Consider the following 21,447-nt stretch of genomic DNA (forward strand, 5'->3'; position numbering starts at 1 on the left):
CGACGTGAACGCATCACCGGCGTCGCCCCGACGCCTGTCCTGGAGGCCAACTCGTGAACGACGAGCGTGACGACCACGCGAAGGGCCGCCACTCCCGGCATCCGAACGACGGTCGCCCCGCGCCACCCCCGCCGCAGAACCCGGGCCAGCCCCCGCAGCGCCCGGCCGGTGGACCTCCGCCGCCCCCGAGCGGTGGTCCGGGGTGGCCCGGCGAGCAGCCCGGTCCCCGTCCGGGAGCCGGCGGTCAGCAGCCGCCGCCCCCGCCGGGGCGTCCCGGCGCGCCGTCCGGCGGGCAGCCGCAGTGGCCCGGTGCGGAGGGTTCCGGCGCCCCCGGTGACGAGTCCCCGGGTGAGACGACCGGTGCGTGGACGCCGTCGTTCGACGACGACTCCGCACCCGGCTCGGGTTCGTCGCCCCTGACCAGCAAGTTAAACGGGGAGGACGACGCGACGAGCTACTCGCCGTCGCCTCCTCCTCCGCCTCCGGGTCGTCCGGGCCAGCCCCCGTCCGGTCAGCAGCCCCCCTCTGGTCAGCAGCCTCCGCCCGGCCGCCCCGCGCCGCCGCCCGGCGAGGCGCCCACGCAGAACATCCCGCAGACCCCGGGCGATGACCGGGGAGGTTCCGGCTCGCCCGCCGCTCCTGCCGGTGGTGCCGCCGCCGGTGGCGCGGCTGCCGCTGGCGGTGCTGCCGCTGCGGGTGCGGCTGCCGCAGGTGCCGGTGCCGCTGGAGCGGCCGCCGCTGGTGCTGCCGGCGCCGCCGGTGCGGGTGCCGGCCGCGAGCCGAACCTGCTCACGCACTCCGATCAGGCGACGTACAACTACTACGCCGACGATCTTGATGACGACCCCTACGGCGACAACGATTCGCTCGGCGACCGCAGGGCCGGGGGTGCCGCCGACGTCGGCGCCGCCGGTTTCCGCGGGAACGGCCGAGGCGGGGATGACAGCGAGGATCCGGACGACGACATGAGTGCCGCTCAAGCCAAGCGCGCCGTCATATGGCGGCGCGTCCGCAGGGCCTGCTACGTGGCCGCGGCCGCGGGAGTGATCATCCCGACGATCGTGTTCATCTACGGCTACCTCTTCTGGGAGGCGCCGGACGAGCAGAAGCTGCTGAACATGAAGCAGCCGATCACGATCACCTACGCGGACGACTCGCCGCTGGCGACGGTGAGCTCGGACGGCTCCCGCGAGGTCGTGCGCGACCTCAACGACGTGTCCAAGCCGCTGCGCGACGCGACGATCTCCGCCGAGGACGCGAGCTTCTACACCAACCCCGGATTCGACTTCCAGGGCATCGCCCGGTCGGTGTTCTTCATGTTCACCGGCTCCGGCGTCGGTGGTGGTTCCACGATCACCCAGCAGTTCATCAAGCTCGACCTGGAGCTGAACAAGTCGGACCCCGACTACGTTCGCAAGGTCAAGGAGATCGTGCTGGCGTTCAAGATCACCAACGAGCGCAGCAAGGACGACATCCTGCTGTCGTACCTCAACACCGCCTACTACGGCCGCGGCGCCAACGGCATCACGGCGGCGGCCAACGCCTACTTCGGCAAGAAGCCCAGCGAGATCAACCCGGCCGAGGCCGCGGTGCTGGCGGGCATGGTCCAGCGCCCGAAGGGCAACGACCCGCGCGAGGACATGGAGCAGGCGACCACGCGGTTCAACTACGTGCTCGACCAGATGGTCAGGAACGGGTTCCTGCCCCAGTCCGAGCGCGCGCCGCTGACGACGCCGCCGGAGACCCGCGGGCAGAGCGACTGGCGGATCGACCGGCGCCTGACGCCGGACCAGTTCAAGATCAAGGACCAGGTGCTCCGCGAGCTGGAAGAGGCCGGCTACGACGAGGACACGCTGGCCCGCGAGGGTTACAAGATCAAGACGACGATCGACCCGAAGGCCCAGAAGGCCGCGGTCGACGCCGTCACCAGCCAGGCCGAGAACACGCTGCCGGACAACATCAAGACGTCGCTGGTCGCGGTCGAGCCCAAGACCGGCGAGGTCAAGGCCTACTACGGCGGCGGCGGTGACGTCGGCGGCTACGACTGGGCGGTCGCGCCCACCGAGCCTGGCTCGTCGTTCAAGCCGTTCACGGTGCTGGCCGGTCTGCACAAGGGCCTGGGCATCGGCGAGTTCTACGACGGTTCCAGCCCGCAGGAGATCGCGGGCACCGAGTTCGCCAACGCCCCCGGCGTGGCCTGCGACATCCCGAACCGCTGCGGTATCCGCGAGGCGATGACGAAGTCGGTCAACACCGTGTTCGTCAACCTGGCCGCCCGCGTCGGCCCGCCCGCGGTCGCCGAGGCCGCGCACACCGCGGGCATCCCGGAGGAGTACAAGTCGGGTGGCGGTTCCACCAAGACCCTGCAGAACTCCAACGGCGTGACCCAGTCCGGTATCGCGCTGGGCATGTACCCGGTCAAGCCGATCGACATGGCGAACTCGTACGCGACCCTGGCCAACCAGGGCAAGTCGCACGTGCCGCACATGGTCAAGGAGATCGCGCCGCGCGAGGGCTCCCCGATCAAGATCCACAACGAGCCGGCCAAGAACCTCTACGACGAGTCGGACTCGGAGGCCGCGAAGCTGGCCTACAACACGATCGCGTCGATGTTCGACGTCGCCGACCACTCCAAGCGCGGCTTGGAAGGCGGCAGGCCCGTGATGTCCAAGACCGGTACCCACCAGTACCTGGACACCAAGGACAACGCGACCGCGTGGATGATCGGCGCCACGCCGCAGCTGTCCACCGCGGTGTCGATGCTGGCCAGCGAGAACGGCCGCAACGTGCCGCTGGAGGACAACTCCGGCGTCAGCTTCTACGGCGGCAAGTACCCGGCCATGGTGTGGCAGCAGTTCATGAACAACTACCACAAGGGCCTCAAGGTCGAGCAGTTCAAGAAGACCGACACCATCGGTCAGTTCGAGGACATCCCGCTGCCCCCGCCGCCGACGTCCTCGGAGCCGCCGACCTCGTCGATGCCTCCGACCACCGAGCCGAGCGAGTCGGAGAGCGAGGACCCGACGGCGACCCGGACGCGTCCGGGCCACGGTGACGACTGCGGCGGGTTCTTCGAGCCGCCGTGCGAGTCGTCGAGCAGTGAACCGGACCAACCCGGCGACGTCGCGCCCACGCGCGGCGGATGGGGCGGCTAGCCCGATCCGATCGTCCGAAGGGGCATCCGCCGACCCGGCGGGTGCCCCTTCGGCCTTTCCGGGCCAAGTAGCATCCGGGCGTGTCCACCAACGAAACCGCCGATCCGGAAGCAGCGGCATCTTCGGGCGACGAACCGGCGGCAACTTCGGGGACCGCTCTCGCGGCGGGGTCTTCGGGGACCGCTCTCGCGGCGGCGGTGGACTCGGCATCGCTCTCCCCCGCCGACCGGGTCGCGCCGACCTGGACCGAATCCCTCGGCCGCAAGGCCGGTCGCGTCGTCGGCGGGCCGCTGGGCAGGCACGCTCAGGTCGGGCGGCAGTGGTTCTGGACGCCGCTGCGGGTGATCCTGCTGCTGGCGGTGCTGACGCTGGCGGCGGCGTGGCTGTTCAAGGCCCCCTGCCAGGTCACCTACGACACGAGCAGCGGGCCGCAGCTGGACTGGCGGAACAGCAAGCAGTACACCGCCATGTGCTACACCGACATCATCCCGCGCTACGGCGTCGGCGATCTCGCGCCGGACGACGCGTTCCCGTACAAGACGGGCTGGGTGGAGAACCGGGGCACACCGCAGGAGAAGGTCCGGTACATGGAGTACCCGGTGCTGACCGGGGTCTTCCAGTGGATCAACGCGCGCGCCGCCGACGGCTGGGCGACGCTGGCCGGTTTCGGCTGGCTGCCCGGCGGCCTGCTCACCGTCCTGTACTTCAACATCACCACGTTCTGGCTGGCCGCGGCCTGGCTGGTGACGATCTGGGCGCTGGTGCACCTGGCCCGCAGGCGGGTCTGGGACGTCGCGCTGGCCGCGGTGTCGCCGCTGGTGTTCGCGCACGCCTTCACCAACTTCGACACCCTCGCGACCGCGCTGGGCACCGCCGGGCTGCTCGCGTGGGCGCGACGACGACCCGTGCTGGCGGGCGTGCTCATCGGCATCGGCGGCGCGACGAAGCTCTACCCGCTGTTCTTCCTCGGGCCGCTGCTGGTCCTGGCGTGGCGGGCGGGCAAGCTGCCCGACGCCATGCGGTCGGTGCTGGCCGCCGCCCTCGCGTGGCTGGCGTTCAACGTGCCGATCCTGCTGGCCTACCCGGACGGCTGGGGCGAGTTCTTCCGGCTGAACAGCGCGCGCCCGGCCGACCCGGACTCGCTGTACAACGCGCTGATGTACTTCACCTCCTGGGAGGGCTTCGACGGTCACCTGGCGCCGGGCGCGACGCCGGTGGTGCTCAACGCGGTGAGCCTCGGGCTGTTCCTGGTGGCCTGCCTGCTGATCGGGTGGCTGGCGATGGCCGCGCCGACGCGGCCGAGGGTGGCGCAGCTGTGCTTCCTGGTGGTGGCCGCGTTCCTGCTGACCAACAAGGTGTGGAGCCCGCAGTACTCGCTGTGGCTGGTGCCGCTGGCGGTGCTGGCGCTGCCGCGCTGGCGGCTGCTGCTGACCTGGATGATCATCGACGCCGCCGTGTGGGCGCCGCGGATGTACTACTACCTGGGGACCGCCAACAAGGGGCTGCCGGAGGACTGGTTCCTGGGCGCGGTGCTGATCCGGGACGCGATGGTCGTGCTGCTGTGCGTGCTGATCGTCCGCGAGATCCTCGACCCGGCCCGCGACAAGGTCCGCACCGCCCTCGCACCCCGGGGCGAGCACCCCGGCGGCGTCGACGACCCGTGCGGCGGACTGCTCGACGGTGCCCGCGACCGGTTCGTGTTACCCGGTGTCGCACGTTGGGGGCAACGGACGCTCGCGCTGACCCGGGGGGCTCTAGCTTCGAGGCGCTGATCCGCTCGTTCTCGTGGAGGTGCTTCGCAGATGCCAGGTCGCACGCTGACCCTCGTCCTCGCCGCCGCGGCGGTGGCCGTCCCCACCGCGCTCACGGCCACCGCAGCCGCGGCCGCACCCGCGCCGGCCCCGGTCCAGGTCCAGCTCGGCGACGCCCGGTGCCAGGACATGTCCGCCCTGGTCGGCTCGATGCCGATGCTCGCGGCGGCGTTCCCCGACCCGGCGCACACCCCGTCCGTGGAGTACCGCATCACCGCGGGCCCGGACGCGCCGATGACGCCCTACGCGGTGAAGGTCAACGGCGAGACCAAGGGCTCCGGCTCGGTGGGCGCGAAGGGCCTGGTCATGGCGAGCACCCCGCTGCCCAACAACACCCCCAGCACGGTCGAGGTCACCTCCGGAGACCAGGTCCTCGCCACCCGCACCTACACCCCGGCCTGCTGACCACCGGGACCCCACCTCCGGCTCGACTCCCGCCGAGGTCCTCCTCCGCTGAGAGTGCCGTCCCCGGCCGTTGGACAGTTTTAGCCATAATTGTCCGGACATAACGGACATTGATCATGGTTGATTATGGCTAAAACTGTCCACTGCCGGGGACGTCTCCGGGAGCGGTCAGGGCTCGTCCCTGAGGTTCCGCGACTGCGCGCGGCGCATCGTGGAGACATGACGACGACGCACCAGAACAAGTCCCTCTCCCGCCCGAAGGACGAGGCGATGATCGCCGGGGTCTGCGCAGGCCTGGCCCGGCGCTTCGGCATGAGGCCGACGACCGTCCGGATCCTCTTCCTGCTCTCCTGCCTGCTGCCCGGACCCCAGTTCGTGGTCTACCTCGTCCTCTGGCTCCTCATCCCGAAGTCCTGACCTGGTGCCGGGCCGTCACCGAGGCGACGACCCGGCGGCGCCGCTCACCGGGTGGCGTGGGCGTTGAGGATGCAGGCGATGGCGCTGGTGATCTTGGCCGCGAAGGCGAGGTCGAGGCTCTCGTCCGGGACGTGGGCGTTGCTGGCCGGGCCGAGAGCGCCGGTGACCACGAACTGCGCGTCCGGGTAGGCCTCGTGCAGCAGGCCCATGAACGGGATCGAGCCGCCCAGGCCCATCGTCCGCCAGCCCGCGCCGAAGATCTCCTCGCTCGCGGCGTCCAGCGCGCTCGACAGCCACGGCGCCGGGTCGGGGGCGTTCCAGCCGAGCCCGGCCTCCGAGTGGCCGAAGGTCACGCGAGCGCCGTAGGGGACGTCCTCGGACAGCGTCGCCCGCACGGCGTCCAGCGCGACCTGCGGGTCGGCCGTGGGCGGCAGCCGGAAGCTCAGCTGCAGCGTCGTCGACGGCCGCAGCACGTTGCCCGCGTCGGCGGGCTTGGGCAGCCCGTCCGCCCCGATGATCGACAGGGTGGGCCGCCAGGTGTTGTTCAGCGCCAGCTCGACCTCGTCGTCGGCGACCGGCCGCATGCCCTCCGGCCACGGCACCGAGTCGCGGATCATGCCGGGCACGGCCTCGATGGCCGAGCGGGCCTCGGCGATCCGGTTGGCCGGGATGTCCACGTTGAGCTCCGGCACCAGGATCTCGCCGGTCTCGGAGTCCTCCAGGCGGTCCAGCAGCTGCCGCATGATCCGGAACGAGCTGGGCGCGATGCCGCTGGCGATGCCGGAGTGCAGGCCGGAGTCGAGCACCTGCACGGTGACCTCCAGCTGCACCATGCCGCGCAGCGAGTTCGTCAGCCACATCCGCTCGTAGTCGCCCGCGCCCGAGTCCAGGCACACCACCAGCGACACGGCGCCGAGCCGGTCGCGCAGGTGCTCCAGGTAGGCGGGCAGGTCGGGGCTGCCGGACTCCTCGCCGGTCTCCAGCAGCACCACGCAGCGCGCGTGCTCGCCGCCGTGCGCGCGGACCGCCTCGATCGCGGTCACCGCCGCGTAGCCGGCGTAGCCGTCGTCGGCCGCGCCCCGGCCGAAGAGCTTGCCGTCGCGGACCACGGGCGTCCACGGGCCCAGGCCCTCCGACCAGCCGCCGACCGGCGGCTGCTTGTCGAGGTGGCCGTAGAGCAGCACGGACTCCGCCGGCGCCCCGGCCGAGCCGGGCACGTCCACCAGCAGCAGCGGTGTCCGGCCGGGCAGCCGGACGACCTCGATCGTCGCTCCCTCGACGCCCCGGCCGTCGATCCACGCCCGCACGTGCTCGATCGCGGCGTCGAGGTGCCCGGTGGTCTCCCACTCGGCGTCGAACGACGGCGACACCGCCGGAATCCTCACCAGCTCGGACAGGCTCGGCAGAACGGCCTGGTCCCAGGCCTGGTCAACGGTCTTGGCAACAGCAGCTCGATCCACGAGCGCGATCCTATGCCCATCTGGTGGGACGCGTCCGGGCCTGGCGCGAGTAGGTCAGCTGCCGGCCGCGCCGCCCGCGACGGCCGCGGCGGCGAGCATGGCCGTGGTCTGGGCGATGACGTCGCGCACCGCGCCGCCCAGCTCCTCGCCCTTGCTGATGTCCCGGAGCCGCTTGCGCTCGATCAGGCTCAGGCCGAGGTGCTTCTCCAACCCGGTCGCGTGCACCAGCGCGGCCAGCATCGCGAGGCGCTCGTCGAGCGGGATCTCGTCGCGCGCGGCGGCCCGGATCCGGGCCGCCAGCACGTCCCGCGTCCCCGGGTCGGGGGTGAAGTGGTTGTACGGGATGAACAGGCTCCTCCGCCGCTCGCTGCGCATCAGCCCGCGCTCGACGAGCGCTTCGGCGTGCTGCTCGCGGGCTTTGCGGCGGCTCTGGATGAACGTCGTCGCGGCCAGCGGCCTGCCCCTCGGACCCGCTTTGCGCTGCACGTACTCGACGGACTCATCGATCCAGGCGGTGCCGGTGGGCTCCGGGTCGAGCACGGTCAGCTTCTTGTCGGTGAGTGCGAAGCGCTCGGTGAGCACCAGCTCGCCCATCTCGGCGGCCCCGGTGTGGTCGGCGGTGACGTAGTGGAAACCGCGGGGCTTGTGCAGCAGCAGCACGAACTCCTCGGGCAGGCTCAGCTGAGTCATGAGCGCAGTGTGGCACCGGCGGTGCCGGGATGGTGGCTGGTCCGTTCGGGTCACGGTCACCGGGGTGGGCGGTTGTCGTATTCCCGCAACGGGAGCGAGGCCCTCCCCAATATCGGTACCGCAATGGTCCGGAACTCGTTAGTCGGTCCTCCATTAATTCGATGACCTGCGAATTCGCACTGTCCTCAGAAGAACTAACGTGACCTCACGGGAGTCGATCGCTCGCCGCTGAACCGATCCACTCCCTGTGGCAGGGCTCACGGATCACGGGGTTTTCGTGCCAGGATGACGAGGAGCGATCCACCGCTCCGCTCGGCCGTCCGAGTGACCCACCAGGTCACCGGCAGGCCGTCGGGGCAGCCGGTCGGCACCGCCACAAGCGGTGTCATCGGCGCGACACGAGGAGATCACACATGTCCCCCGAGCAATGGACGTCCTCATCCGGCGACGCACCCGAGAAGCGCACCGAGCTCCCTGCCGCAACCGCAGCCAAGCCCACACGGGAGCAGGTGATCGCCGGTTTGCGCGCGACGAGTGAAGGTGGGGCTGACCTCGTTCAGCTCCTCACCCCGGAAGGCCAGCGGGTCCAGCACCCGGAATTCGACATCGACATCTCCCCCGAGCAACTGCGCGACCTGTACCGCGACATGGTCCTGGTCCGCCGCGCCGACCGGGAGGGCAACGCCCTGCAGCGCCAGGGCCAGCTGGGCATCTGGGTTCCGCTGCTCGGCCAGGAGGCCGCCCAGATCGGGGCGGGCCGAGCGCTGAAACCGCAGGACATGGCCTTCCCGAGCTACCGGGAGCACGGCGTTGCCTGGGCCAGGGGCATCGACCCCACCGAACTGCTCGGCATCTTCCGCGGCACCGACCACGGCAGCTGGGACCCCACGAGCACCGGGTTCCACCTGTACACGATCGTCATCGGCAACCAGTGCCTCAACGCCACCGGCTACGCGATGGGCCAGCGCTTCGACGGCAAGGTCGGCGACCCCGACGGCGAAGCGACCATGGTGTTCTTCGGCGACGGCGCCACCAGCCAGGGCGACGTGCACGAGGCGATGGTGTGGTCGGCCGTCTACGACTCGCCGGTCGTGTTCTTCTGCCAGAACAACCAGTGGGCGATCTCCGAACCGCTGGAGCGCCAGACCCGAGTACCGCTCTACCAGCGCGCCAGCGGCTACGGCTTCCCCGGCATCCGGGTGGACGGCAACGACGTGCTGGCCTGCCTGGCGGTCTCGAAGTGGGCGCTGGACGAGTGCCGCAACGGCAACGGCCCGGTGCTCATCGAGGCGTTCACCTACCGGATGGACGCCCACACGACCTCCGACGACCCGACCCGCTACCGGATGACGGACGAGCAGGAGGCCTGGAAGCTCAAGGACCCGATCGAGCGGCTGCGCGTGCACCTGATCCGCGAGCACGCCGCCGACCAGGACTTCTTCGACTCCGTCGACGCCGAAGCCGACCGGCTCGCCGAGCGCTTCCGCGAGTTCTGCTTCAACATGCCGGAACCGCCGCCGGAGCGGATCTTCTCGAACGTCTACGCCGAGGAGAGCCCGCAGCTCGCCGCGCAGCGCGAGGACTACCTGTCCTACCTGGCCGGATTCGCCGACGAGACCGTTGCAGGAGGTGTTCGCTGATGGCCGCACCCGCTCTCGAACGCCCGACCACCGCGTCGGGGACCCAGACGGTCACCATCGCCAAGGCGCTGAACATGGGTCTGCGCGCTTCGCTGGAGCGCGACCCGAAGGTGCTGGTCATGGGCGAGGACGTCGGCAAGCTCGGCGGCGTCTTCCGGATCACCGACGGACTGCAGAAGGACTTCGGCGAGCACCGCGTGCTCGACACCCCGCTGGCCGAGTCCGGGATCATCGGCACCGCGATCGGCCTGGCCATCCGCGGCTACCGGCCGGTGTGCGAGATCCAGTTCGACGGGTTCATCTTTCCCGGCTTCGACCAGATCATCAGCCAGCTCGCCAAGCTGCACTACCGCAGCCAGGGCAAGGTCACGATGCCGATCGTGATCCGGGTGCCCTACGGCGGCGGCATCGGCGCGGTCGAGCACCACTCGGAGTCGCCGGAGTCGCTGTTCGCGCACATCGCGGGCCTGAAGGTGGTGTCCTGCTCGAACCCGGTGGACGCCTACTGGATGCTGCAGCAGGCCATCGAGTGCGACGACCCGGTGCTGTTCTTCGAGCCCAAGCGCCGCTACTACGAGAAGGCGGAGCTGGACACCTCGATCGATCCGCTGCCGCTGCTGAACTCGCGGGTCGCCCGGCCCGGCTCGGCGGTCACCGTCGCCGCCTACGGCCCGATGGTGCGGACCTGCCTGGACGCCGCGGCCGCCGCGGCCGAGGACGGGCTCGACCTGGAGGTCGTGGACCTGCGCGCGCTGTCCCCGCTGGACCTGGGCCCGGTCTTCGAGTCGGTGCGCCGCACCGGCCGGTTGGTGCTGGTCAGCGAGGCCCCGGCGGAGTCGTCGGTGACCTCCGAGATCGCCACCCGGGTGCAGCAGGAGTGCTTCTACTCGCTGGAGGCCCCGGTGCTGCGGGCGACCGGGTTCGACACGCCCTACCCGCCGTCGAAGTTGGAGGAGGGCTACCTGCCCGACCTCGACCGGGTGCTGGACGTGGTCGACCGCTCGCTGGCGTACTGAGGGGAGTTCATCGATGGCGCTCAAGAAGTTCCCCCTGCCCGACGTCGGCGAGGGGCTGACCGAGGCGGAGATCGTCGGCTGGAAGGTGCAGGCCGGCGAGAACGTCACCGTCAACCAGGTGATCGTGGAGATCGAGACCGCCAAGGCCTCGGTGGAGCTGCCGTGCCCCTGGGCGGGCACGATCCGCGAACTGCTGGTGGAGCCGGGTCAGACCGTCGAGGTCGGCACGCCGATCATCAGCATCGAGATGGCCGGGGCCGAGCCCGAACCCGAGCCGGAACCCCAGGAGAGCTCCGGCAAGATCGGTGAGGAGTCGAACGGCCGCATCGCCACGCTGGTCGGCTACGGTCCGCGGACCTCGTCCGCCAAGCGGCGTCCCCGCAAGGACCGGGTGAACGGCGCTGCCACCGGCGGCGCGGCCACCAACGGCACCGGCGCGAACGGCGGCGGCACGGCGACCGTCGCGCCGCCGGAACCGCGGACTCCGCAGGTCGAGGAGGTGCGCGGGGCCGTTCCGCTGGCCAAGCCGCCGGTCCGCAAGCTCGCCAAGGACCTCGGCGTGGACCTGCGGTCGCTGGCCGGGTCCGGCACGGGCGGCGTGATCACCCGCGAGGACGTGCGGACCGCGGCCACCCCGTCCGCCTCGACGGCCACCCCGGTGGCGACCCCGTCCGGGGCGCGCGAGCGGCGGGTGCCGATCAAGGGCGTCCGGAAGGCGACCGCGCAGGCGATGGTGGACAGCGCGTTCACCGCACCGCACGTCACCGAGTTCCTGACCGTCGACGTCACGCCGATGATGGAGCTGCGCGAGCAGCTCAAGTCGGACCCGGCGTTCCGCGGCGTGAAGATCACGCCGCTGGCGTTCGCGGCCAAGGCGATGTGCCTGGCCGCCCGCCGGACCCCGGACGTCAACGCGACCTGGGACGAGGCCGCCGGCGAGATCGTCTACAAGGACTACGTGCACCTCGGGGTCGCCGCGGCCACGCCGCGCGGCCTGGTGGTGCCCAAGGTCCGGGACGCCGACGGGATGTCGCTGCGCGAGCTCGCCGAGGCCCTGGAGCAGCTGACCAACACCGCCCGGGACGGCAAGACGGCCCCGGCGGACATGGTCGGCGGCACGATCACCATCACCAACGTCGGCGTCTTCGGCGTCGACACCGGCACGCCGATCATCAACCCCGGTGAGTCCGCGATCCTCGCGTTCGGCGCGATCCGCGACATGCCGTGGGTGGTCGACGGCCAGGTGGTGCCGCGCAAGGTCTGCCAGCTCGCGTTGAGCTTCGACCACCGGGTGGTCGACGGTCAGCAGGGTTCCCAGTACCTCGCCGACGTCGGCGCGCTGCTGGCCAACCCGAGCCTGGCCTTCACCTACTGATCCGCGCGGGAGAGCGCCCCCGGAACGTCCGGGGGCGCTTTCTCATGCGCGCTTGAAGACGCGAACGCCCTGGTCAGGGGTCCACGAGGTGATCACGAGGTGGGTCTGGTCGTCGGCGACGGTGGTGGTGACGACCTCGGTGAGCGCGCAGCGGAACAGGTGCGCGTCGGACTGCGGCGGCCCGGCCTCGGCGACCCAGGCGGCCTGGTCGTCGCCGGTCACCTCGGTGGCCAGCCCGGAGATCTTGACGTCCGGCTCGGTCATCGTGCCGTCGCCGGGATTGGCGTGGATCGCGAACCGCCCGTCGCGCTGCAGGTCGCGGGCCTTGCGCGCGCCCGGCATCGAACCGAGCACGAGCTCGTCCCGGTACCAGCCGACCTCGCTGCCGCTGACCCGCGGCGATCCGTCCGCGCGCAGCGTCGCCAGCACGTGGTGCTGCGCCGATTCGAGTCGTGCCCGAGCGGCCGCGGCCAGCTCGGGTGCCTGTTCGGTGAACTCCCGCCATCCGGTCACGCCGACCAGACTGGCACGGGGGTCCGACACCGCGCGGACAGCGGAACGGCCCGCACCATCTCCCCGGATGGTGCGGGCCGTTCGGCCAAGTCTGCTCAGTTGCCCTTGCGGCGACGCCCTCCTCGGCGGCCTCCGGAGGTCTCGGAGCTCGCGGAACCGGAATCCGAGGTGGTCGAGCCCGCCGACACGGCGACCGGTTCGGCCGCTTCAGCCGGGGTCTCCTGCTCGGCTTCCTGGGACTTCTGCTCGTCGTACTCGCGGAGAAAATCGAATGCGTGCTTGTCGAAGTCGTGGATGTCGATCTCCGGCAGCTCGCCGAGCTCCTTGTTGATCTCTCGGAAGATCGGAGTCTCCGCCTCAGGCGTCGTCAACTTCTTCACCGCTTCGCCCTCCCGTTCGTCATCGAAGCGTTGGCCGGGCCGAGCTCTCCCCGCAGAGCCCGTTCGATGTGCTCCGGACCGTCGGTCCTTCACTCATCGGTGGGACGCGTGCCGGTGCTCATCCTGACGCATCGGCACGCAGTTCATCCAATCGGACGAACCCTGTTGCACCTGTCCACGCACATGGTGCAACAGCGATCACGATCCAGCGAGATGAACCGATCTCACAACGCGGCCAGGCTGCATACTGCCCTCAACGGTGTCAACGCCGGTAGCCGTTGTGCCATTCCGCACCGTGTCATATGCCACTGACCTGCGGTTAACCCGCAGAACAAGTTGATCTGCTAGGGGAATCACCAGAGAACGCGCGAACGGACCGTGCTCCGCTGGGGGTCGGGAGCGCGGCCCGTCCGCTGGTGGCCGGGTCGTCGTGGGGGGCTTTCCGGCGACCCGGTGTCTGGTGCGCGGGCGTCACGCCCTCGGGATCTGGAACAGCTTGGGCAGGTTGACGGCGAAGCCGATGTCCCCGGCGAGCCGGACCCGACGGGACATCACCAGCTTCGGGGCGGTGGTGTTGCCCGAGGTCAGCTGGAGGAAGTCGAGCGGGGTCATGGTGATGGTGACCGTGGGCGAGTCGTGCTGGGCGCCCTTGGTCACCCGGCAGCGGCCGTCGGCCAGCTCGCACTGGAAGTGCAGCAGGTCGTCGGCCTTGCCGATCCGCCAGTTCACGACGGCGTGCCTGCGCTTGGCGTGTTCGGGCTGGTAGTGCTCGCTCATGCGCCGGAAGATCTCGTCGAGGATGCGCTCGCGCAGCGCGGGTTCGGCGAGCACGGCGTTGAGCTGGTCGACCGACGAACGGGAGATCAGCCGGGCGAACTGCTCGGGGGTGAGCGCGCTGAGATCGAGGTCGTCGTGGGCGGCGCTCTCGGAGGCGGCGTGCAGCAGCCGGACCAGCTCGGCCTTGTCGGTCGCGCGGGGGTCGACGTCGGCGAGGGTCGAGGGCTCGGGGTCCGATCGGGACTGCGGCAACGCTGCCACCTCCAAAGCTACTGGGGAGTAAGACTACGTCCGAGTAGGTTGGCGGGCAAGCCGCACGAACTTGAGTCGCTCCACTAACCTGAGGCGAATTACCAGCGTATGAGGTGAGATGGAAGAACATCGGGACAGCGAGCGCCCCCGGTCCCGGCGCCTGCCCAGGGAGGTGCGGGAGCGTCAGATTCTCGACGCGGCCGTGGAGGTGTTCGCCAAGCACGGGTTCCACAACGCGTCGATGGACGAGATCGCCGAGACCGCGAGCATCTCGAAACCGATGCTCTACGCCTACCTCGGCGCCAAGGACGAGCTGTTCATCGCCTGCGTCCGGCGCGAGGCGGCGAAGCTCGTCGAGGCCATCGGCGCCGACATCGGCGAGGTCGCGACCCCGGCCGATCAGCTCTGGCACCGGCTGCACATGTTCTTCGAGTACGTGCAGGTCAACAAGGCCGGGTGGCAGCTGCTGCACCGCCAGGGCGACGTGCCCGGCGAGCCCTACGTCCAGGAGCTCTCCGAGTGGCGGGAACGCGCCACCGACCTGATCGCGGCGCTGCTGGCCGAGGCCACCACGCAGTCGCCCCAGCCGATGCAGTCCGAGCAGACCGAACCCTTCGCCGCCGCCCTGGTGGGCGCGGGCGAGGCCCTGGTCGAGTGGTGGTTCCAGCACCCCGACTTCACGGCCGAGGGCATGGCCATGCGGCTGATGAACATGCTCTGGCTCGGCTTCGGCGAACTCGTCGAAGGCCGCTCCTGGTTCCCCACCGCGGAAACCCCCACCCCGTCCTGACCCACCCCGAGGACAAAACCTGCGGTATTCGACCGGACGAATACCGCAGGTTTTGACCGGTCAAAACCTGCGGTATTCGCCGCGAGGACTTCTCGTCAGGCCGTGACGGAGCCCGTGAGGTGGGGTTTTCCGGAGCGGGAGTGCAGGGCGAAGTCCCAGCCCGCGGCGGTCCGGCGCATCGTGAAGTCGGCCTTCGACGGCAGCAGCAGCGGCTTGGCGAAGTCGACGTCCACGGTGAACGCCTCCGGCAGACGCCCCTCCAGGGCCGCCAGGCAGCGGGCCTTGGACCACATGCCGTGCGCGATCGCCTTCGGGAAGCCGAAGGCCTTCGCGGTCAGCGCGTGCAGGTGGATCGGGTTCCGGTCACCGGACACCGCCGCGTACTCGCGGCCGAGACCGGCGGGCACCCGCCAGGTCCCCGAGGGCGAACCCGGCTCGATCTCCCGGCGCGGCTTCTGCGGGGCGCTCTCGTCCCGCTTGCCCACGCGCAGGTAGGTGGAGGTCTCCCGCCACACGACCTCGCCGTCCACGCTGGTCTCGGTGACCACGTCGAACTGCTTGCCCTTCGGGTGCGGGCGCAGGTCGGCGACCTTGACCACCTGGGTCAGCTCGTCGGTCACCAGCACCGGCCGGTCCTGCTGGATCCGGTTGGCCACGTGCACCAGGCCGACCAGCGGGAACGGGAAGCCCTTGTCGGTCATCAGCTGCACCGACGCGGGGAACGACAGGATGTGCGGGTAGGTGACCGGCAGCTCGTCGCGCAGCCTGAACCCGCAGACCCGGTTGTACTCGGCCAGCTCGACGGGGTCGACGGTGATCCCGCGCCGCACGTACTCGGTCTCCGGCAGCTCGCCGCCGCGCCGGGTCGGGCCGGTCGCGGCGGCCTTGAGGTACAGCGGCCCCAGGCTGGGAGCGGTGGAAAGTTCCGGCATCGTCCCTCCAGACCTCAGGCGCCGAGCAGGCTCTGGCCGCAGACCCGGACCACGTTGCCGTTCACGCCGGCCGACGCGGGGTTGGCGTACCAGGCGATGGTCTCGGCCACGTCGATCGGCTTGCCGCCCTGCGACATGCTGTTCATCCGGCGACCGGCCTCCCGCACGAACAGCGGGATCGCGGCGGTCATCTTGGTCTCGATGAAGCCCGGCGCGACGGCGTTGATGGTGGCGCCCTTCTTCGCGGCCAGCGGCGCGGTGGACTGCACGTGGCCGATCACGCCGGCCTTCGAGGTCGCGTAGTTGCCCTGGCCGACGTTGCCCGCGATGCCGCTCATCGACGACACGCAGATGATCCGGCCGCCGGGACGCAGCGGCGAGTCCTTGCTCAGCAGCTTCTCGTCGATGCGCTCCTGGGAGGCCAGGTTCACCGCGATCACCGCGTCCCACTGGGCCTCGCTCATCCGGCCGATCGTCTTGTCGCGGGTGATGCCCGCGTTGTGCACGACGATGTCGAGGCCGTCGTGCCGCTCGCGGAAGTGCTCGGCGAGCTTGTCCGGCGCGTCGTCGGCGGTGATGTCGAGCTGCAGCGTCGAGCCGCCGATGCGGTTGGCGACCTCGGCGAGCTCACCGCCCTGCGCCGGGACGTCGAGGCACACCACGTGCGCGCCGTCGCGGGCCAGCGTCTCGGCGATGGCCGCGCCGATGCCCCGGGAGGCGCCGGTGACCAGCGCGATCTTGTCCTGCAGCGGGCGGTCCTGGGCGATCTCCGGCACGTCGGCCTTGCCGATGCGCACGACCTGGCCGGACACGTAGGCGGACTTGCCGGACAGCAGGAACCGCAGCGTGGAGTCGGTGGCCTTCTCGGCGCCCTCGGCGACGTAGACCAGCTGCGCGGTGGCGCCGCGCTTGAGCTCCTTGCCCGCGGTGCGGGTGAAGCCCTCCAGGGCGCGCTGCGCGGTGGCCGCGCGCGTGTCGGACAGGGTCTCCGGCTGGGTGCCGAGCACGATCAGGCGCCCGCAGCGGTCGATCTGGCGGATGGCGGGGCCGAAGAAGTCGTACAGCTCGCGCAGGCCCTGGCTGGAGGTGATGCCGGTGGCGTCGAAGACCAGCGCGGCGTAGCGCTCGTCGTCGGTGCGCTCCTTGCGCACGTCGGCGCCGACGTCCTGCAGCGTCGCGTTGACCGAGTCGGCGAGCCTGCCCGAACCGCCGAGCAGCACCGGCCCGGCGATCAGCGGCTCGCCCGGCTTGAAGCGGCGCAGCGGGGTCGGGTTGGGCAGCCCCAGCTTCTTGACGAACTGGCGCCCGAACGCGGACTGGGTGAACTGCAGGTATCGATCGGACATCTCTGGACACTCCCGAGGAGGCGGTTCATGAGGGTTCGGACACGAAGTCGCACGGTCACTCGACGGCTAACTTACCCGCGGGTAGGTTAGATTGGCCAGGAACGAACCAGCAACGAGGGAGCAGATATGGCCACCGCTCGGCGAGTCGCGATCCTCGGCGGCAATCGGATCCCGTTCGCGCGATCCGGCGGCCCCTTCGCTCGCGCCTCCAACCAGGACATGCTCACCGCCGCGCTCGACGGGCTCGTGGCCCGCTTCGGGCTGGCCGACAAGACCGTCGACGAGTTCGTCGCCGGCGCCGTGCTCAAGCACAGCCGCGACTTCAACCTCGCGCGGGAGACCGTCCTCGGGTCCCAGCTCGACCCGCGCACCCCCGCCCACGACGTGCAGATGGCCTGCGCGACCGGCCTAGAGGCCGTCGTCTCGGTCGCCAACAAGATCGCGCTCGGCCAGATCGAGGTCGGCATCGGCGGCGGCGTCGACTCCGCCAGCGACGCGCCGATCGCCGTCAACGACGACTTCCGCCGCGTGCTGCTCAAGGCCAACCACGCCAAGACCACCGGCGCCAAGATCAAGGCGCTGGCCGGGGCCCGGCCAGGGCACGTCGTGCCGGAGATCCCGCAGAACTCCGAGCCGCGCACCGGCCTGTCGATGGGTGAGCACGCCGCGAAGACCGCGCTGGCCTGGGAGATCACCCGCGAGGCCCAGGACGAGCTGGCCGCGCGCAGCCACCACCGGCTCGCCGCCGCCTACGACCGCGGCTTCTTCGACGACCTGATGACCTCGTTCCAGGGCCTGGCCAAGGACCAGAACCTGCGCGCGGACAGCTCCGTCGAGAAGCTCGCCAAGCTCAAGCCGGTCTTCGGCAAGGGCGAGGGCGCGACCATGACCGCGGGCAACTCGACCCCGCTGACCGACGGCGCCTCCACGGTGCTGCTGGCCAGCGAGGAGTGGGCCAAGGCCAACAACATCCCGGTGCTGGCCTACCTGTCGGACATCGCGCCGGCCGCCGTCGACCACGTCAGCGGCGACGAGGGTCTGCTGATGGCCCCGGCCTACGCCGTGCCGAAGCTGCTCGACCGCAACGACCTGCAGCTGGGCGACTTCGACTTCTACGAGATCCACGAGGCCTTCGCCTCGCAGGTGCTCGCGACGCTGAAGGCCTGGCAGGACCCCGAGTTCTGCAAGAACAGGCTCGGCCGCGACAAGGTCCTCGGCGACATCGACACGGCGAAGCTCAACGTCAACGGCTCCTCGCTGGCTGCGGGCCACCCGTTCGCCGCCACCGGCGGCCGCATCGTCGCGACCCTGGCCAAGCTCCTCGCCGAGAAGGGCAAGGGCAAGGGCCTCGTCTCGATCTGCGCCGCGGGCGGCCAGGGCCTCACCGCCATCATCGAGCGCTGACCGGCTCTACTCCCGCAACAACCCCAGCGAAAGCCCCCGGAGACCACCCAGGTCACCGGGGGCTTTTCACCTCTCCATCACCCCGAATACCCCTCTCTAGCAAAACCCCAATACACCCGAATACTCCCCGAGGAACGACCCGATCCCGCCGGGGGTGACCCGAATACTCCGGTAATCCGGCACCCGAATACGGTGGTATTCCGTGTCGTGGACGGATTACCGCCGTAATCGGGGACCCGATTACCGGAGTAATCCGGTCAACCACCCGGGTGGGTGTCCGACCGGGGGTTGAGGGGGAGCCGAGTTCGGGTGGGAGGTGGCGGGGGTCAACACGGGATACCGGAATCTCGCGAAGTATCGAATTCGCGCTAGAGACGGGGATACAGTCCGACGGTTATGGACCCGGTCCGCAACCCCTTCGCCCCCGGCGCCGGACAGCGACCGCCCGAGCTGGCCGGACGCACCCGCGAGCTGGACGCCTTCGAGGTCGTGCTCGAACGCGTCTCCCGAGGCCGGCCCGAGCGGAGCCTGGTGCTCACCGGACTCCGCGGCGTCGGCAAGACCGTGCTGCTCGGCGAGCTGCGGTCGATGGCCGTCCGCCGGGGCTGGGGCGCAGGCAAGGTCGAGGCCCGTCCGGAGGCCGGGCTGCGGCGTCCGCTGTCCGCGGCCCTGCACCGCGCGATCCGCGACCTGGCCGTCCGGCACCGCGCGCCGGACCGGGTCGAGGAGGTCCTGGCGGTGCTCAAGGCCTTCGCGCTCAAGGCGAATCCGAACGACGCGAAGCCGCGCGACCGCTGGCAGCCCGGCATCGACGTGCCCGCCGCGGTCGGCCGGGCCGACTCGGGCGACATCGAGATCGACCTGGTGGAGCTGTTCACCGAGGTCGCCGACCTGGCCGCCGACGTCGGCACCGGCATCGCGCTGCTGCTCGACGAGATGCAGGACGTGCAGGCCGAGGACGTCTCCGCGCTGTGCGCGGCGTGCCACGAGCTGTCCCAGTCGGGCGCTCCGCTGGTGGTCGTCGGCGCGGGCCTGCCGCACGTGCCCGCGGTGCTGTCGGCCAGCAAGTCCTACTCGGAGCGGCTGTTCCGCTACGTCCGCATCGATCGGCTGGACCGCTCCGACGCCGACCGCGCGGTGGTCGCGCCGATCGAACGGGAGGAAGCCGAGATCACCCCGGCCGCGCTGGACGAGCTGTTCACCGTCTCCGGCGGCTACCCGTACTTCGTGCAGGCCTACGGCAAGGCGGCCTGGGACGCGGCGGTGCGCACCGAGATCGCCGAGGAGGACGTCCGGCTTGCCGCCCCCGAGGCGGAGTCGGAGCTGGCGGTGGGCTTCTTCGGCTCGCGCTACGAGCGCGCCACCCCGGCCGAGCGGGAGTACCTGCGCGCGATGGCGGAGCTGGTGGAGGGCAAGGACGAACCCGCGCCCACGGCCAAGATCGCCGAGTACCTGGAGCGCCGCCCGTCGTCGCTCTCTCCGGCTCGCGACGCGCTGATCAAGAAGGGGCTCGTCTACTCCGGGGAGCGCGGTCAGATCGCCTTCACCGTGCCGCACTTCGGCCGCTACCTGCTGACCCAGGACTGAGCGCAAGGGGCAGTTTTAGTGAAAACTGTCCGGACATAACGGACATTGATCATGGGTGATTCGAGGAAAAACTGTCCCCTGCCCGCACCTCGCCACCGCGAGATCGCGTTGTCTACGGGTGTATAGCGTCAGCGCTAGATTGATGAATACGGGGCGATGGTGGGCTTCGCGGGGTGCGTGAGATCGACACGTGGTGTGGGGTCGGGGTCGCCGGTACAGGTGATTGGTTGTGACGTAGGGCACACTGTGGAACGTGTGTAACGAACGCTGGGTGGGTGTCGATATTCCTGATGACCCCGCGGTGCTGTCGGACCCCCGACCTGGCAGCATCGCGGGGCTTTCCAATTTCCGGGCCGCTTTTCCCGCCGTTCCTGGCCGCGAAACGCCTGATCAGCCCCTCATCGCGTGATCAGCCCTGCATCTCGTCCAGCACGAGGACCCGGTCGTCCCAGTAGGTGCGCTGGACCTCCGACGGATCGTTCTGGTCCAGGTACTCCGCCCAGAGCATGAAGTACGACCAGTCCGGCTGGGCGTCGAGGAGTTCCGGGGTGGGCACAGTGCCGACCTCGCCGAGGGCGATCGGGCGGCCGCCGGCGACGTCGCGCATCGCCTCGTAGTCCGACTGCGACGGAGCCGCTTTCTCCCAGATGTCGATGCTGGCGAGGTCCACCCGGTCGTCGGTCGGCCAGTAGTCGCGCAGCCCGCTGGTGCTGGAGTCCTTGACGTTCCAGTTCCACACCAGGTTCGTCAGCCCCTGCTGGTCCAGGTGCTCGTGGGTGATCCGGTACAGCGCCGCGCTGCCGTCGGGACCCGGCCGGCCGCCCCACCAGGACCAGCCGTCGTTGATCTCGTGCAGCGGCCGCCACAGCACCGTCACCCCGGCGTCCTGGAGCTGCCGCAGGTAGGGCACGACCTCGTCGAGCCGCGACTTCCACGCCCGGTTGAGCTCGGTGCCGTCGGTGATCAGCTGCGACCACTGCTCGTCGGAGAGGTCGCTCATCACGCCGTCCTCCCAGCCGCACGACGATCCCTGCGTCGGCGGGCACACGTGCCAGGTCAGCGTCACCAGGGCGCCGTTGTTCCACTGGTTGATCGCCTCGTCGACGAGGTTCTGCCGCTGCTGCACGTCGGCATCGGCGAACAGGAAGTCGCCGCCCCACAGGCCCGGGTAGTCGCCGGTGATGTCGTGGATCTTCTGCGTCCACCGCGTCGGGTCCGACAGCGGTTCCTTGTTGTGCTGGCCGGACACCACGTTGCTGCCGGTGATCGACTTCAGGTACTCCAGCGGATCCGCCGGAGGCGCCGCGCTCGCCGGGAGCGGGACGGCGGCCAGGCACGCGGCGGACGCGAGCAGGGCGAGGGCACGACGGCGCATGACGCCTCCTGATCGACTCGGAGGGTCAGGAGTCTGCGCAGCGCGCGCACCTCGGGGAACCGCGCTGGCGGGTATTCGCCGGGCACTGCTCCGAATCGCCGCGCGACCACCCGGCACCCGGG

Annotated in this window: 18 protein-coding genes; 10 read left to right on the forward strand and 8 right to left on the reverse strand. The window is 70.4% G+C overall.

Annotation, left to right across the window (positions count from 1 at the left end; all coding sequences use genetic code 11):
• Window positions 1–53 precede the first annotated feature (53 nt).
• The 4 genes from BM424_RS18670 (at window position 54) to BM424_RS18685 (ending at window position 5,788) form a co-directional block, all read left to right on the forward strand.
• On the forward strand, window positions 54–3,155 hold the full coding sequence (locus BM424_RS18670) for a transglycosylase domain-containing protein (RefSeq protein ID WP_175548158.1): 3,102 nt from the start codon (window positions 54–56) through the stop codon (window positions 3,153–3,155).
• Between the two features lie 197 nt (window positions 3,156–3,352).
• Entirely contained in the window at window positions 3,353–4,927 is a 1,575-nt protein-coding gene (locus BM424_RS18675; RefSeq protein ID WP_093419687.1) for a glycosyltransferase family 87 protein, read from the forward strand.
• A 30-nt stretch (window positions 4,928–4,957) separates the two neighbouring features.
• Complete coding sequence (locus BM424_RS18680) at window positions 4,958–5,371, forward strand: hypothetical protein (protein ID WP_093419689.1); 414 nt, start codon at window positions 4,958–4,960, stop codon at window positions 5,369–5,371.
• A 219-nt stretch (window positions 5,372–5,590) separates the two neighbouring features.
• The gene (locus BM424_RS18685) at window positions 5,591–5,788 is read left to right on the forward strand and encodes a PspC domain-containing protein (protein ID WP_093419692.1); all 198 of its coding nucleotides are present in this window, start codon (window positions 5,591–5,593) and stop codon (window positions 5,786–5,788) included.
• A 44-nt stretch (window positions 5,789–5,832) separates the two neighbouring features.
• On the opposite strand, the gene BM424_RS18690 is transcribed toward BM424_RS18685, so the two are convergent.
• Window positions 5,833–7,248 carry a M20/M25/M40 family metallo-hydrolase gene (locus BM424_RS18690; protein ID WP_093419694.1) on the reverse strand — a complete coding sequence of 472 codons (1,416 nt, stop codon included), beginning with the start codon at window positions 7,246–7,248 and terminating at the stop codon, window positions 5,833–5,835.
• 54 nt (window positions 7,249–7,302) lie between these two features.
• Window positions 7,303–7,938 (reverse strand): GOLPH3/VPS74 family protein, encoded by a 636-nt coding sequence (locus tag BM424_RS18695; protein ID WP_093419697.1) that lies wholly within the window; start codon window positions 7,936–7,938, stop codon window positions 7,303–7,305.
• Window positions 7,939–8,351: 413 nt separating this feature from the next.
• Between BM424_RS18695 and pdhA the strand changes: the two genes are divergently transcribed.
• From pdhA to BM424_RS18710, 3 genes are read left to right on the forward strand one after another with little or no spacing between them, the layout of a single operon-like run.
• Entirely contained in the window at window positions 8,352–9,578 is a 1,227-nt protein-coding gene (gene pdhA / locus BM424_RS18700; RefSeq protein ID WP_093419700.1) for a pyruvate dehydrogenase (acetyl-transferring) E1 component subunit alpha, read from the forward strand.
• Complete coding sequence (locus BM424_RS18705; protein WP_093419702.1) at window positions 9,578–10,594, forward strand: alpha-ketoacid dehydrogenase subunit beta; 1,017 nt, start codon at window positions 9,578–9,580, stop codon at window positions 10,592–10,594. Before pdhA ends, BM424_RS18705 begins: the two co-directional genes overlap by 1 nt.
• 13 nt (window positions 10,595–10,607) lie before the next feature.
• Window positions 10,608–11,969, forward strand: a complete 1,362-nt coding sequence (locus BM424_RS18710; RefSeq protein ID WP_093419705.1) for a dihydrolipoamide acetyltransferase family protein — start codon at window positions 10,608–10,610, stop codon at window positions 11,967–11,969.
• A gap of 42 nt (window positions 11,970–12,011) precedes the next feature.
• On the opposite strand, the gene BM424_RS18715 is transcribed toward BM424_RS18710, so the two are convergent.
• From BM424_RS18715 to BM424_RS18725, 3 genes are all read right to left on the reverse strand, one after another.
• On the reverse strand, window positions 12,012–12,482 hold the full coding sequence (locus BM424_RS18715; protein ID WP_093420112.1) for a pyridoxamine 5'-phosphate oxidase family protein: 471 nt from the start codon (window positions 12,480–12,482) through the stop codon (window positions 12,012–12,014).
• A gap of 95 nt (window positions 12,483–12,577) precedes the next feature.
• Window positions 12,578–12,862 carry a hypothetical protein gene (locus BM424_RS18720; RefSeq protein WP_425442031.1) on the reverse strand — a complete coding sequence of 95 codons (285 nt, stop codon included), beginning with the start codon at window positions 12,860–12,862 and terminating at the stop codon, window positions 12,578–12,580.
• A gap of 471 nt (window positions 12,863–13,333) precedes the next feature.
• Window positions 13,334–13,900 (reverse strand): SCP2 sterol-binding domain-containing protein, encoded by a 567-nt coding sequence (locus BM424_RS18725; RefSeq protein WP_245775957.1) that lies wholly within the window; start codon window positions 13,898–13,900, stop codon window positions 13,334–13,336.
• A gap of 109 nt (window positions 13,901–14,009) precedes the next feature.
• On the opposite strand from BM424_RS18725, the gene BM424_RS18730 reads away from it, so the two are divergent.
• On the forward strand, window positions 14,010–14,681 hold the full coding sequence (locus tag BM424_RS18730) for a TetR/AcrR family transcriptional regulator (RefSeq protein ID WP_093419709.1): 672 nt from the start codon (window positions 14,010–14,012) through the stop codon (window positions 14,679–14,681).
• 95 nt (window positions 14,682–14,776) lie between these two features.
• On the opposite strand, the gene BM424_RS18735 is transcribed toward BM424_RS18730, so the two are convergent.
• Both BM424_RS18735 and BM424_RS18740 read right to left on the reverse strand, forming a co-directional pair.
• Window positions 14,777–15,613: a MaoC/PaaZ C-terminal domain-containing protein gene (locus tag BM424_RS18735; protein ID WP_093419712.1), complete on the reverse strand. Its 837-nt coding sequence runs from the start codon at window positions 15,611–15,613 to the stop codon at window positions 14,777–14,779.
• Window positions 15,614–15,627: 14 nt separating this feature from the next.
• Window positions 15,628–16,959: a 3-oxoacyl-ACP reductase gene (locus BM424_RS18740; RefSeq protein ID WP_093419714.1), complete on the reverse strand. Its 1,332-nt coding sequence runs from the start codon at window positions 16,957–16,959 to the stop codon at window positions 15,628–15,630.
• 126 nt (window positions 16,960–17,085) lie between these two features.
• Between BM424_RS18740 and BM424_RS18745 the strand changes: the two genes are divergently transcribed.
• A complete protein-coding gene (locus tag BM424_RS18745; RefSeq protein ID WP_093419717.1) occupies window positions 17,086–18,363 on the forward strand; it encodes an acetyl-CoA C-acetyltransferase in 1,278 nt (425 codons plus the stop codon).
• 396 nt (window positions 18,364–18,759) lie between these two features.
• Window positions 18,760–19,950 carry an ATP-binding protein gene (locus BM424_RS18750; protein ID WP_093419719.1) on the forward strand — a complete coding sequence of 397 codons (1,191 nt, stop codon included), beginning with the start codon at window positions 18,760–18,762 and terminating at the stop codon, window positions 19,948–19,950.
• Window positions 19,951–20,359: 409 nt separating this feature from the next.
• On the opposite strand, the gene BM424_RS18755 is transcribed toward BM424_RS18750, so the two are convergent.
• Window positions 20,360–21,325 carry a glycoside hydrolase family 26 protein gene (locus BM424_RS18755; protein WP_093419722.1) on the reverse strand — a complete coding sequence of 322 codons (966 nt, stop codon included), beginning with the start codon at window positions 21,323–21,325 and terminating at the stop codon, window positions 20,360–20,362.
• Window positions 21,326–21,447: the final 122 nt, after the last annotated feature.

It is taken from the genome of Saccharopolyspora flava, assembly GCF_900116135.1.
Lineage (GTDB): Bacteria > Actinomycetota > Actinomycetes > Mycobacteriales > Pseudonocardiaceae > Saccharopolyspora > Saccharopolyspora flava.